Origin of the sequence: Streptomyces shinuiensis (genome assembly GCF_043660855.1) — a bacterium.
Classification (GTDB): domain Bacteria; phylum Actinomycetota; class Actinomycetes; order Streptomycetales; family Streptomycetaceae; genus Streptomyces.
In genome coordinates this window covers 5,650,537-5,662,493 of the sequence record NZ_JBIHML010000001.1, presented here as the reverse complement: position 1 = coordinate 5,662,493, position 11,957 = coordinate 5,650,537, and the positions used below count along the sequence as shown (strand labels likewise).

General features: G+C 73.4%; 13 protein-coding genes and 1 pseudogene. 6 read left to right on the top strand and 8 right to left on the bottom strand.

What is annotated here, in order from left to right:
* Nucleotides 1–35 precede the first annotated feature (35 nt).
* Genes ACGRHY_RS25650 through ACGRHY_RS25635 form a run of 4 tightly spaced genes read left to right on the top strand, consistent with a single transcriptional unit; the run spans nt 36 to nt 3,491 of the window.
* Nucleotides 36–446 carry a cyclic nucleotide-binding domain-containing protein gene (locus tag ACGRHY_RS25650; RefSeq protein WP_394638202.1) on the top strand — a complete coding sequence of 137 codons (411 nt, stop codon included), beginning with the start codon at nt 36–38 and terminating at the stop codon, nt 444–446.
* On the top strand, nt 443–1,249 hold the full coding sequence (locus tag ACGRHY_RS25645) for an FAD/NAD(P)-binding protein (protein ID WP_394637668.1): 807 nt from the start codon (nt 443–445) through the stop codon (nt 1,247–1,249). The genes ACGRHY_RS25650 and ACGRHY_RS25645 overlap by 4 nt, the downstream gene beginning before the upstream one ends.
* Before the next feature lie 5 nt (nt 1,250–1,254).
* Nucleotides 1,255–2,064 (top strand): NADH-quinone oxidoreductase subunit B family protein, encoded by an 810-nt coding sequence (locus ACGRHY_RS25640; protein WP_394637667.1) that lies wholly within the window; start codon nt 1,255–1,257, stop codon nt 2,062–2,064.
* Nucleotides 2,061–3,491 (top strand): Ni/Fe hydrogenase subunit alpha, encoded by a 1,431-nt coding sequence (locus ACGRHY_RS25635; RefSeq protein ID WP_394637666.1) that lies wholly within the window; start codon nt 2,061–2,063, stop codon nt 3,489–3,491. The genes ACGRHY_RS25640 and ACGRHY_RS25635 overlap by 4 nt, the downstream gene beginning before the upstream one ends.
* Before the next feature lie 291 nt (nt 3,492–3,782).
* On the opposite strand, the gene ACGRHY_RS25630 is transcribed toward ACGRHY_RS25635, so the two are convergent.
* The 3 genes from ACGRHY_RS25630 to ACGRHY_RS25620 all read right to left on the bottom strand — a co-directional run bounded on the left by ACGRHY_RS25630 (nt 3,783) and on the right by ACGRHY_RS25620 (nt 6,162).
* Nucleotides 3,783–4,277: a DUF3995 domain-containing protein gene (locus ACGRHY_RS25630; protein WP_394637665.1), complete on the bottom strand. Its 495-nt coding sequence runs from the start codon at nt 4,275–4,277 to the stop codon at nt 3,783–3,785.
* 116 nt (nt 4,278–4,393) lie between these two features.
* Complete coding sequence (locus ACGRHY_RS25625; RefSeq protein ID WP_394637664.1) at nt 4,394–5,533, bottom strand: FAD-dependent monooxygenase; 1,140 nt, start codon at nt 5,531–5,533, stop codon at nt 4,394–4,396.
* Nucleotides 5,530–6,162, bottom strand: coding sequence for a TetR/AcrR family transcriptional regulator (locus tag ACGRHY_RS25620; RefSeq protein ID WP_394637663.1), 633 nt, complete (start codon nt 6,160–6,162; stop codon nt 5,530–5,532). The genes ACGRHY_RS25625 and ACGRHY_RS25620 overlap by 4 nt, the downstream gene beginning before the upstream one ends.
* Nucleotides 6,163–6,308: 146 nt before the next feature.
* On the opposite strand from ACGRHY_RS25620, the gene ACGRHY_RS25615 reads away from it, so the two are divergent.
* Nucleotides 6,309–6,455 carry a hypothetical protein gene (locus ACGRHY_RS25615; protein WP_394637662.1) on the top strand — a complete coding sequence of 49 codons (147 nt, stop codon included), beginning with the start codon at nt 6,309–6,311 and terminating at the stop codon, nt 6,453–6,455.
* 66 nt (nt 6,456–6,521) lie between these two features.
* Here the strand turns inward: ACGRHY_RS25615 and ACGRHY_RS25610 are convergent, their stop codons facing one another.
* A complete protein-coding gene (locus ACGRHY_RS25610; RefSeq protein ID WP_394637661.1) occupies nt 6,522–7,319 on the bottom strand; it encodes a VOC family protein in 798 nt (265 codons plus the stop codon).
* A gap of 137 nt (nt 7,320–7,456) precedes the next feature.
* A pseudogene (locus ACGRHY_RS25605) lies at nt 7,457–7,597 on the bottom strand (dihydrofolate reductase family protein); the annotation flags it as partial.
* Nucleotides 7,598–7,839: 242 nt separating this feature from the next.
* Between ACGRHY_RS25605 and ACGRHY_RS25600 the strand changes: the two are divergent.
* On the top strand, nt 7,840–8,370 hold the full coding sequence (locus ACGRHY_RS25600; protein WP_394637660.1) for a pyridoxamine 5'-phosphate oxidase family protein: 531 nt from the start codon (nt 7,840–7,842) through the stop codon (nt 8,368–8,370).
* Nucleotides 8,371–8,513: 143 nt separating this feature from the next.
* Here the strand turns inward: ACGRHY_RS25600 and ACGRHY_RS25595 are convergent, their stop codons facing one another.
* The 3 genes from ACGRHY_RS25595 to nagB all read right to left on the bottom strand — a co-directional run bounded on the left by ACGRHY_RS25595 (nt 8,514) and on the right by nagB (nt 11,954).
* Nucleotides 8,514–9,713, bottom strand: coding sequence for an NAD(P)/FAD-dependent oxidoreductase (locus ACGRHY_RS25595; protein ID WP_394637659.1), 1,200 nt, complete (start codon nt 9,711–9,713; stop codon nt 8,514–8,516).
* Between the two features lie 152 nt (nt 9,714–9,865).
* Nucleotides 9,866–10,810, bottom strand: a complete 945-nt coding sequence (locus ACGRHY_RS25590; RefSeq protein WP_394637658.1) for an RNA polymerase sigma-70 factor — start codon at nt 10,808–10,810, stop codon at nt 9,866–9,868.
* Between the two features lie 358 nt (nt 10,811–11,168).
* On the bottom strand, nt 11,169–11,954 hold the full coding sequence (gene nagB / locus ACGRHY_RS25585) for a glucosamine-6-phosphate deaminase (protein WP_394637657.1): 786 nt from the start codon (nt 11,952–11,954) through the stop codon (nt 11,169–11,171).
* Between the last annotated feature and the right edge of the window lie 3 nt (nt 11,955–11,957).

The following is an 11,957-nucleotide window of genomic DNA, read 5'->3' as shown; positions in this document are numbered from 1 at the left end:
TCGCCGCTCTGTCCGCGGAGCACCGCGGGCGGCTGATGGCCCTCGCCCACGAGGTCTTCTTCCCCGCCGCCACGCGGATCTTCGAGGAGGGCGAGACGGCCGACCGGTTCTGGGTCATCCGCTCGGGCGCGGTCGCGCTCCACGTTCAGGTGCCCGGCCGCGGGCGCACCGTCGTCGAGACCGTCGGTGCGGGCGATCTGCTCGGCTGGTCGTGGCTGTGCCCGCCCCGGCAGTGGCACCTCGGGGCCGAGTCCCGGGAGCCCGTCCGCGCCTGGGAGTTCGACGCCGCCCAGGTGCTCGGCCTGTGTACCGAGCAACCGGCGCTGGGACTGTCGCTGGTCACCGCCGTCGCGGCGACCATCGGAGACAGGCTCAGAGCCACCCGCGTCCGGCTGCTCGACCTGTACGGGCCGCAGGGGGCCCGGGGAGGCGGGACGGCACCGTGACGCTCGCTCCCCTTCCGCACCGCGTGGTGGACCGGCGCGACGAGACGCACGACACGGTCACGCTCGCACTCGAGCCGGACGCACAGGCCCTGCGCCCCTTCGCACCGGGCCAGTTCGCGATGGTGTACGCGTTCGGCGTCGGCGAGATCCCGGTCTCCGTCTCCCGGGCCGCCGACGGACGGCGGCTGACGCACACGGTCCGCGCCGTCGGGGCCGTCTCCCGCGCTCTGTGCGGCCTGCGGATCGGCGACCGGACAGGTGTGCGCGGCCCGTTCGGCACGGGCTGGGACCCGGAGGCCGCCCGCGGCCGCGATCTGCTCGTCATCGGCGGCGGCATCGGGCTCGCCCCGCTGCGCCCGCTGATCGACACCGTCCTGGCCGAACCGCAGGCGTACGGACGGCTGAACGTGCTCGCCGGTGCCCGGACACCCGGTGATCTGCTGTACCAGGACGAGTTCCCCACCTGGGGAAAACCGTTCGCCGCCGTCACCGTCGACCGGCCCTCCCCCGGCTGGACCGGCCGCGTCGGAGTCGTCACCGCCCTGCTGGGCGAAGCCCGGTTCACGCCGGCGGAGACGACCGCCTTCGTCTGCGGTCCCGAGGTCATGATCCGTGCCACCGGCCGTGCGCTGGTCCACCGGGGGGTGCGCCCCGACCGCATCCGGATCTCCCTCGAACGCAACATGCGCTGTGCCACCGGACACTGCGGGCACTGCCAGCTCGGCCCCCTGCTGCTGTGCCGTGACGGCCCCGTCATCGGCCACGACCGAGCACGACCCCTGCTCAACGTACGGGAGCTGTGACGGACATGGGCACCGACACCGCACCGCCCGCCCGGCCCCGGCTCGGTGTGTTCAAGTTCGCCTCGTGCGACGGCTGCCAGCTCACCCTCCTCGACTGCGAGGACGAACTCCTCGGCATCGCCGCCGAACTGGAGATCGCCCACTTCCCGGAGGCGTCCAGCGATGTCGCCCCCGGCCCGTACGACCTGGCGCTCGTCGAGGGGTCGGTCAGCACCCCCGAACACCTGGAGCGCGTCCGCCGCATCCGCGCCGACTCCCGTCACCTGGTCACCATCGGCGCATGTGCCACCGCCGGAGGCGTCCAGGCACTGCGCAACCACGCCGACGCCGAGGAGTACCTGGCAGTGGTCTACGCCCGCCCCGACTACATCGAGACCCTCGCGACCTCCACACCGGTCTCCGCCCATGTACCGGTCGACTTCGAACTGCGAGGCTGTCCCATCGACCGCGGCCAGTTGGTGGAGGTCATCACCTCCTTCCTCGCCGGCCGGAAACCGGGCGTCCCCGACCACGCCGTCTGTTTCGACTGCAAGCGGCGCGGCAACGTCTGCGTCACCGTCGCCCACGGCACACCCTGCCTCGGTCCCGTCACACACGCCGGCTGCGGGGCCCTCTGCCCGGCCTACGGCCGCGGCTGCTACGGATGCTTCGGGCCCGCGGGCACGACGAATCTGCCCGCACTCGCCCCGCTCATGCACCGCGACGGAATGAGCGGCGAGGACATCGGCAGGTTCCTGCGCACCTTCAACGCGACCGCTTTCGCCGCCGTGGAGGAGCAGGGGCCGGGCACGACGGACGAGGCGGGGTCCCGGTGAGCGAGCCCGGGGCCCGGTCCCGGGTCCTGCGTGTTCCCGCGCTCACCCGGGTCGAGGGCGAGACCGCGCTGCATCTGAGAATCCACGACAAAACCGTCACGGAGGCCCGGCTGGGCATCTACGAACCGCCCCGGTTCTTCGAGGCCTTCCTCCGGGGCCGGGCCCACACCGAACCCCCCGACCTCACGTCCCGCATCTGCGGGATCTGCCCGGTCGCCTACCAGCTGAGTGCCTGCCGGGCCGTCGAGGACGCGTGCGGCGCCGTCGTGGACGGGCAACTCGCCGCCCTGCGCAGGCTGCTGTACTGCGGCGAGTGGATCGAGAGCCAGACGCTGCACATCCACCTGCTGCACGCACCGGACTTCCTCGGCCACGACGACGTGATCGGCCTGTCCCGCTCCCACCCGGTGCACGTGGAGCGCGGACTGCGCCTGAAGCAGACCGGCAACGCCGTCGTCGAACTGCTCGCAGGACGCGCGATCCACCCCGTCAACGTCCGTGTCGGCGGCTTCCACCGAGCCCCGGCCCGCGCCGAACTCCGCCCCCTGACGGAGCGGTTGCGCATCGCCCTCGACGACGCCCTGGACACCCTGCGCTGGGTCTCGGGCTTCGACTTCCCCGACGCCGAGTGCCACGCCGACCTGCTCGCACTCGCCGGGACCGGCACGTACGCCATCGAGTCCGGTGTACCCGCCGTGCTCCCGTACGACAGGACGCTCGCGCCGTACGGCTTTCCTCTGCACGACTTCTCCACTCACGTCGCCGAGGAGCAGGTCCCCCACTCCACCGCCCTCCACTCCCGGCTGGACGGCCGGAGGCATCTCACCGGCCCTCTCGCCCGCTACGCAGTCAACGGCCATCTGCTCTCCCCGCTGGCCCTGGAGGCGGCGCGGGAGGCGGGGCTGGGCGATCCGGCGCCCCGCACAGGCGCGGAGGGCGCCGCGCGGGGCGAGGTCTGCAGGAACCCCTACCGCAGCATCCTCGTCCGGGCCGTGGAGGTCCTGTACGCGGTGGAGGAGGCCCTGCGGATCGTCTCGGAGTACGAGCGCCCGGCCCGCCCGTACGTGGAGGTGACGGCCCCGGCCGGTGTCGGGCACGGCGCGACGGAGGCGCCGCGCGGCCTGCTCTACCACCGCTACGCGTTCGACGGCGGGGGACGTGTCGCCGACGCCCGGATCGTTCCGCCGACGGCGCAGAACCAGGGCGTCATCGAGGAGGACCTGCGCCGGCTGGTCCAGGCCGGACTCGACCGCGGAGAGGGGTCCGACGCGGAACTCACCCGGCTGTGCGAGAGGGCCGTCCGCAACCATGATCCGTGCATCTCGTGCTCGGCCCACTTCCTTGACCTGCACATCGAGCGAACGGCTTCCTCGGACGGCGGAGGGCTGCCGGTCGCCGGGGACGGCGACCACCGGAGGTTCCGGTGAGCCCCGGCCGGGCCGCGGCCCGGCCGCCGTGGCCCCGGGCCTGCCCGATACCGGACAGGCCCGCCCGCACCCTCCCGGGCTCCGCGGGCCGCCGCGTCCCGCGGGTTCCGGACCGCGCGGGTGCGAGGCGTGGGCCGGCGGCCCGGCGCCAGGTCACCTTGCGGAGATCTCGGCGCTTCGGCCGACCGCCCCGGGAGGCGGTTTCGAAACGCCCGATGACGATGACAACGTGTTGAAACCGCCCCCGGGGGGCTGCCGATGCGGGCGCCGGTTGGGCCGCGCTCCGGCCGGTCACGGGTGCCGGTGTGCGTCCGGCGGCCCGGCCGGCCGCCGCGGACGGACGGCGGGAGTACGGGTGACCAGGAGGGCGACCGTGCCCAGGGCCAGGGTCAGAGGCGAGTACAGGACCAGGTCCCAGAACCGGAAGGGCGCGGGGCCCTGGCCGATCACTCCGGACAGGACCAGGCCCGCGGCGCCCCGCAGGAGCAGCACGACGGCGACGATCCCGGTCGCCGCGTTCAGGATCCGGTGCGGGAGGAAGCCGCGCACGAGTCCGGCCCGGGCCAGGAGGAGCCACGCCGCCGCCGCGAGCAGGCAGGCGACGGCCAGGGTCATCCACGGCGGCGGACCCGAGGAGGGGTCTGTCCGGCCGACGACGGTTTCGAGGAATCGTTCCCGACCGGTCAGCGGCCAGGGCGACCTCAGCCAGACGAGGTGGAGGGAGGAGAGGGCGGCGAGCACGAGGGCGGCCACGGCGGCCGCGGGACGGTAAGGGTTCTCGGACATGGCGCGTACTCCTGTGGTGGGTCGCTCGGTGGTGGCCGCAGGTGCTGGGAAACCCGTCCGCGTGCAGGGTTTCCCAGCACCTCCAGCGGATCGGGGCCGGTGGCGGGCGCCCCGGCTCACGGCTCGCGCAGCAGGGCCAGCGCGGGTTCCACCAGTGCGCGGTACTGGTGTTGCGCGGCGAACCGCGGCAGTCGGCGGAGCGCCGTGTCACGCAGCACACGCGCCGGGCGGCTGTGCCAGTGCGAGATCCTCCCGATGCGCCGTGAGGTGAGCTGCATGCGGCGCACCCGGCGGTGGCGCAGGGCCCGGTAGCGCTCAGGAGCGCCGTCCGCGCCGGGGTCCAGGCTCAGGGCGAGGGCGTAGGCGTCCTCGATGGCCATGGCTGCCCCCTGTCCCTGGTTCGGCGTGATGGCGTGGGCGGCATCGCCGAGGAGCAGGATCCTGCCGTTGCCCCACACGGGTGTGTCCAGCTCCTCCAGGTCGTGGTGGAGGGGCGGGGCCTCGGTCAGGGTGCCGAAGAGCCGGGCCGCCTCGCCGCGGTGGTGGGCGAAGGCGCGGCGGAAGCCGTCGGGCCAGTCCGGCTCCGGGGCACGCCGGGGCGCGGTGGCGACGAGGTAGTAGTACAGCTTCCGGCCGGGCAGGGGCACGGCGCCGATGCGTGTGCCGGGCCCCCATGACTCCACGGCACCGGTGAATCCGGTGTTGTCGGTGATCCCCCGCCAGCAGGTGGCGCCGCTGTAGCGCAGCGGGACTGGGCCGGCGAGTTGCTCCCTGACGGCCGAGCGCAGGCCGTCGGCGCCGACCACGAGGTCGTAGGAGTGCACGGCGGGGTCCTCGGCGAAGCCGACCTCGGCCTTTCGCCCGGTGTCCCGCACGGAGGTGACGGTCCGTCCGGCGAGGAAGCGCACCTCGCCCGGCAGGTGGTCGTGGAGGGCCGTGTGGAGCGATGAGCGGCTGAGGGACCGGGAGGGTTCGCGGTGCCCGGCCGGATGCCGGGGCCGGATGCGTCGCAGTACGGTCCCGTCGGCGTTGGCCAGGTCGAACGAGGGCAGCGGGTGGCTGTGCTCGGAGAGGTCCACACCCAGTGCGGCGAGGACGTGCAGGGCGTTGGGTGCCAGGACGATGCCGGCGCCGGTCGCGGGAGGGCCGGGGCTCCTTTCGGCGACGGTTACGTGGTGGCCCGCGCGCCGGAGGGCGCGGGCTGCGGTCAGTCCGCCTATGCCTCCGCCCGCGACGAGGATGTCGAGCGCCCTCATGCGCGCTCCCGCCGGGGACGCGCGGTGAGGATTCGGGTGAGGGACGCTTCCAGCAGCCGCAGTTGGGCGGCACGGTCCATCTCACCGCGCAGTCCGGCGACGAGGATGCCGAAGTAGAGGGAGAAGAAAGCCGTGAACAGCAGTTCCGGGTCCGGGAGGGTGACCGCGCTCACCGAGGAGGCTTCCTCGAGTTCCCGCGTGACCCATTGGCGGAACTCGGCCATCCGCTGGTTCGTGGGGCCCTGGGGATTGGTGTGGAAGAGCGAGGCGGACAGGTACTGCCGGGCGAGGTCGGGTTCGCGGTCATAGCTGGCATAGAGCTCGCCGGCCACGTGGACCAGCCGGCCGACGAGGTCGCCGGCCGGGGGCAGGTCGCGCATCGCGGTCTCCAGGGCCCGGCCGACGTGCTCGTCGAGGAGGGTCTCGATCAGGGTGTTCAGATCGGGAAAGTGCACGAAGAACGTCCCGGCCGCGACGTTGGCCTCCGCGGCCACGTCCCGCGTCGTCAGCCCGGCGAGCCCGCGCCGCTGCAGCACTCGGCGTGCCGCTGCGAGCAGCGCCTGACGTGTCTGTTGTTTGCGCTGTCTGCGTATGCCGCCGGAGGGCGGGCGTGCGGAGATCTCATCCATTTCAGTGAGCATACTCAGTGAGTGCGCTCAGCGAAAATTCGGGTGGCCGGCGCCCCGGTCGGCTGCCGGGCCGGGCGGGGTCGCAGCATCACGCCGGCCGGACTGTCCGGGCTCCGGTCGGCAGCGGGACATCCACCGCCGACCGGGTGTACCGCGTCGTCGCGGGAACACCGCCCGTCCTCGCGGGGCTGCCGGCTTTCACCGGCACCCGCACGGACGTCGCCTGGTCCAGGATCTGTCCGGTGCTGCTGACCGGCCCGGCGGTTCCGCCGCTGGTCGCCGACCTCGCCTGAGGCATCGGCCCCGGAACGGCGCCCACAGGCCGCGCACATCACCCCGCCGACTGTGAGGGCACGGGCTCAGCCCGGGTTCGGGGTGAGCACCGCGAAGTCCGCGTCGGACGGGTCGAGGCAGACGGCCAAGCGGCCGATGCCCTCCGCGTCCTCCGGCCCCGTCCGCACGCTCCCGCCGTTCCCGGTGACCGCGGCGACCGCGGCGTCGCAGTCGGTGACCTCGAAGACCGGATGCCAGTAGGGCCGTCCGTCCGCCAGGGCGAGGTCCTCGGTGCGCAGCCCCATGATGTCGCCCTGCGCACGCTCCGCGGGAAGCCCGGCGGGCGTGACGACGGTGTACGTGCCCGCACCGCCCGGCAGCTCCATGTCGCTGAACCGCCAGCCGAGGACATCCCCGTAGAACTCCCTCGCCGCCGCGGTGTCGCTGGTGTACAGCTCGGTCCAGGACAGTGAGCCCGGCCGGCCCATCAGCTCGACGCCGGCGTTTTTCCCCGGTTGCCAGACGGCGAACTGGCCGCCCAGCTGATCGCTGTACTGCGCCATCCGGCCCCACTCCCCGAGGTCCGTCGGTGCCACGCGCACGGTGCCGCCCGCGCGCTCGACGGCCCGGGTCGTGGCGTCCGCGTCGGCGACGCGGTAGTAGATCATCCACGCCGAGCGCGCGCCCTCCTCGGTCAGCCTGCCGAGCCCGGCCACGGTCTTGCCGTCCTTCCGGAGCATCCCGCCCCCGGCGTCCTCCCCCTCCCCCATGGGCTCGTAGTCCCAGCCGAACACCGCGCCGTAGAAGGCCGCGGCGGCCCGGACGTCGGGGGTGCCCAGGTCGAGCATGCATGGGGAGCCGGGGACGAAGTCGGTGGTGGTCACGGCACTTCCCTTTCGCGAGTCCTGTACGACCTCAGCGTGACACCCGGCACCGGCACTCGCCCGCCGGCCCGGTCGTTCGGGTGCCGGGGAGCTGCGGCGGTGGCGGTGGTGGCGCGCAGCAGCAGCGTGGCCGCCTACCGCGCCTGTTCGAGGAGCGCGGCCGAGGGGCCGTCGACGGAGTGGAACGTGGTGTCGGAGAGCGTGAACGAAGGACGCTTGCAGTGGGTCACGGCGCACGCCGGAGTGCGGAACGGGGGCTCGTCACCCCGCCAGCCGCGCCCTGTCCCCACCGGGCCCCCGCCCCGGACGGTCCGACGGCGCATCACGCGGCCCTGCCGCCGCGGCCGGTGACTCGGTGCCGTCCGGGGTGGAGTGGCACGACGCGGTGAACCGGGCCCCGATCCGGTCCGACCGGAAGGAAACACGACACAAGATGTCGGGTTTCGGGTCGAGCATGGCCTCACCGGCCGGCACCGATGGCGAACGTGGGCCGAAGCCCCGAGGACGGACAAGGATCCCCATGCACGAAACACCGCGAGAACTCGAAGACCTCCAGACCCTCCTCGACTCCTCACTGTCCCACTCCACCTCGCACCTCCGCTCGATCATCAGCGCCGAGCGCACACTGACCGCGAAGCAGCTCACCGGGGTCCTCACCGGCATGCGCACCCTCGCCCTGGCCACCGTGACGGCAAAGGGCGAACCGCGGATCAGCGGCGCGGACGGGCACTTCCTGCACGGAAAATGGCACTTCGGCACGGCACGCGGTGCCGCCAAGGCCCGCCACCTCGCCGCGCGGCCCGCCGTCAGCGCCGCGCACATGCGGGGCGAGGACCTGGGGGTGTTCACGCACGGCACGGTGGAGGTCCTCAACCCCCACGGCGGCGGACCGGCCGCGGACTGGCCGGACCTGCTCTCGTACTTCAAGGGCTTCTACGGCGAGGACGCCTTCGACTGGGACGACGAGGTGGTCTACTACCGGCTGCATCCGCACTGGATGACCGTCTACGCACCCGGCACCGCGAAGCTCACCGCGGCGACACCGTCCTGACCGGCGGCGCGGTCGGCGCCCGGCCTCTCGGGGGTGAGGGGTGCGGGTAAGGGCGGCGGTGTCCGCACTCGGGGCGTGGCGGATCCCCGTGCCGGCGGCGGAGCGGGCACCCCACGTCGCGGGCGCCCGCTCCGCCGTGCCGGTCAGGCCGACGCGTCGACGGCCGAGCCCGTCCGGGCCGACTCCCGTACGATCCGGCGGCGGCGGACCGGCAGGCCGAGGGTCGGGTTGGCGACGCCCCAGGCCGAGCCCTTGCAGATCAGCTCCTTGTAGACGGCGGCGAGCCGGCCGGTCAGGGCCGCGCCGGTGGCCCGGTCGTCGGCGGTGACGTACTGGATCAGGCCTTCCCGGCGGCCCAGCGAGACGCACCGGTTGAAGTAGCGGATCGGGATCTTCGGGAGCTTTCCGCCGGTCAGACGTGCGGCGATGGCGTCGGCGGCCTGCCATGCGGCGGGGGTGCCCGAGGCGCACGACATCCGCAGCGGTTTGTCACCGGGGCCCATCGCCATGGCGGCGTCACCGACGGCGTACACGTCGGGATGCGAGACCGAGCGCATGGTCGCGTCGACCACGATCTGGCCCGTACCGGTGGTCTTCAGGGTGGTGGCCCGCGCGATGGGGTGGACCGCGAAGCCGGTGGCCCACACGGTGACCGCGGCCGGAACGGCCCCGCCGTCGGCGGTGGTGACCCGGCCGGCCTCGACGCCGGTGACGGCCGTGTGCTCGTGCACGGTGATGCCGAGCGAGCCGAAGACCTTCCGCAGATGGCCGCGCCCCTTGTCCGAGAAGTCGTCACCGAGGCCGCCGCGGACGGCGAGGGCGACCGCGAGGTCCGGACGGGCCTCGGCGATCTCGGCGGCGGCCTCCAGCCCCGTGAGGCCGCCGCCGACGACGACCACGGACTGCCCGGCGGCCGTGCCGGCCAGACGTTCGCGCAGCCGGAGCGCTCCGGACCGGCTCGCGATCTCGCAGGCGTGTTCGGCGACGCCGGGGACGCCCTGGTCGTTCCAGCCGCTGCCGAGGGCGTACACCAAGGTGTCGTACTCCAGCTCCTGGACGCCTCCGGCGGTGTCGGCGACGGCCACGGTCCTGCGGTCGGCGTCGACGCCGGTGACCTTCGCCGTCCTCAGCTCGACGCCGGTGCCCGCGAACATCTCGTCGAGCGGCCGGGGCCTGAGATCCTGGCCGGCCGCGAGCTGGTGCAGCCGGACGCGTTCGACGAAGTCGGGGGCGGCGTTGACGAGGGTGATGGCGACGTCGTCACGGCGCAGCCGCCTGGCGAGGCGGCCGGCCGCGGCGGCTCCGGTGTATCCGGCTCCGAGGACGATGACGCGGTGCTTCATTTTCCTGACTCCTGTCTGCACGGTTCCGCCTCCTGCGCGGTTTCGCCCCTTGAACCGGGCGGCACGCCGTTTCCTGACAGGAACGGGAAGTGAAGCAGGTCACATCTGGATCGGAGACGTCCGGTGCCGGAGCCGGGGGCCTCGCCCCGCGGTCAGAAGGCGTGCAACAGGGGCTCTCCGTGATCGGTGGCCGCCCACACCTGCGTCGCGCGTCCGAGCTTGTCGGGGTTGGCCTGGTTGAGGATCGCGGCGATGCCCTCGGCGGTGACCTCCAGGCACACGACGCCGACGACCCGGCCGTCCACGACCGCCACGACGGCGGGCCCGCCGTTGGCGGTGGTGATGTGGACTCCGGGCGAGCCTCCTACCAGGGCGCGCTTGGCCCGCGCGGGTTTGAACAGCCCCCGCATGAACTTCGCGACCGCGAGGGCGCCCTCGACCGGCCTGACGCGGGCCGGGATCTTTCCGCCGCCGTCACCGATCGAGACGGCGTCGGCGGTGAGCAGCCGCAGCAGCGGCTCGGTCCTCCCGCCGGCGGCGGCGGCCAGGAACTCCTCGACGATCCGCCGGGCGGCGGCCTCGTCGACCTCGGTACGGGCCCTGCCGTCCGCGATGTGCCTCCTGGCCCGGTGGAGGATCTGCTGGCTGGCGGCCTCGGTGACACCGAGGATCCCGGCGATCTCCCGGTGCGGATACTCGAAGGCCTCCCGCAGCACGTACACCGCCCGCTCGTGGGGGGAGAGCCGCTCCATGAGGGCGAGGACCGCGTACGAGACCGACTCGCGCTGCTCGGCGGTGTCGGCCGGGCCGAGCATCGGATCGCCCTCGAGCAGCGGCTCGGGGAGCCACTGGCCCACATAGGTCTCACGCCGCACGCGGGCCGAGGCGAGCTGGTTGAGGCACAGGTTGGTGAGCACCTTCGTCAACCAGGCCTCGGGGACCTCGATGCGCCCGGTGTCGGTTGCCTGCCAGCGCAGAAAGGTCTCCTGCACGGCGTCCTCGGCCTCGTTCGCGGAGCCGAGGAGGCGGTAGGCGATGGCCTCCAGGCGGGGTCTGGCGGCCTCGAACCGGTCCACGTCCTTCACGGTCAGCGGCATGATCCGGATCCTAGCCGGGCGGCGCGGGGGTCCGAGGTCCCCCGGGTCTCCGAGGACCGGCCGCCCGGCACGGCCGTCGAGCGGTCACGCCGGGCTTCCCGGGCCTCGCGGCGCCGACCGCGCCGACCAGGCACTTCACGGACAGGTTGGCGGGCTGACCGGGAGCTCCCGGAGCCGGGCGCAGGCCTTCGGCGGCCCTTCCCAGACTCCGGTCGGACCCTCCCCTCCGGCCGGGGCCGCACGGCGTGCGGCTTCCGTGACCAGTACCGCAAAGCCCGGTGTCCTCCCGCTCCAGAGGGGCGGGAGGACACCGGGGGCTCCACGGTCCACGCCGTACCGCGGGAGGCCCGCGCCGTCCTCAGAGTCCCTGCCAGTGCGGCTTGGCCTCGTAGGTGGCGCGGAAGTAGTCCGCGAGCTTCAGCCCGGACGCGGCCGCCTCGTCCACCACGACCGTGGCGTGGGGGTGCATCTGCAGCGCGGAGGCCGGGACCATCGCGGACAGCGGCCCCTCGACGGTCTGCGCGACAACCTCCGCCTTGGCCTCGCCGGTGGCGAGCAGCACCAGATGGCGGGCTTCCAGGATGGTGCCGATGCCCTGGGTGATGACGTGGTGCGGCACCTGGTCGATGTCGCCGCCGAAGAAGCGGGCGTTGTCGGCGCGGGTCTGCCGGGTGAGCGTCTTGATACGGGTGCGGGAGGCCAGTGAGGAGCACGGCTCGTTGAAGCCTATGTGCCCGTCGGTGCCGATGCCGAGCAGTTGGAGGTCCACACCGCCGGCCTCGGCCAGCTCCCTGTCGTATCTCGCGCAGGCCGCCGGGACGTCCTCGGCGGAGCCGTCGGGTCCCATGAAGGACGCCTCGTCCAGCCCGAGTGGCTCCACCACCTCGCGCAGCACCACCGAGCGGTAGGACTCGGGGTGCCCGGTGGGCAGGCCGACGTACTCGTCGAGCTGGCAGATCCGGGCGCGTGAGACGTCCACATCGCCCGCGGCGGCCTTGGCTGCCAGCGCCCGGTAGACGGGCAGCGGTGTCGAGCCCGTGGCCACACCGAGCAGCGCGTCGGGCTTGCGCCGCAGGAGGCCGGCCACGGCCTCGGCGATGATCTCCCCGCCTGCGCCGGCGTCCGGAACGATGACAACTTCCACGCT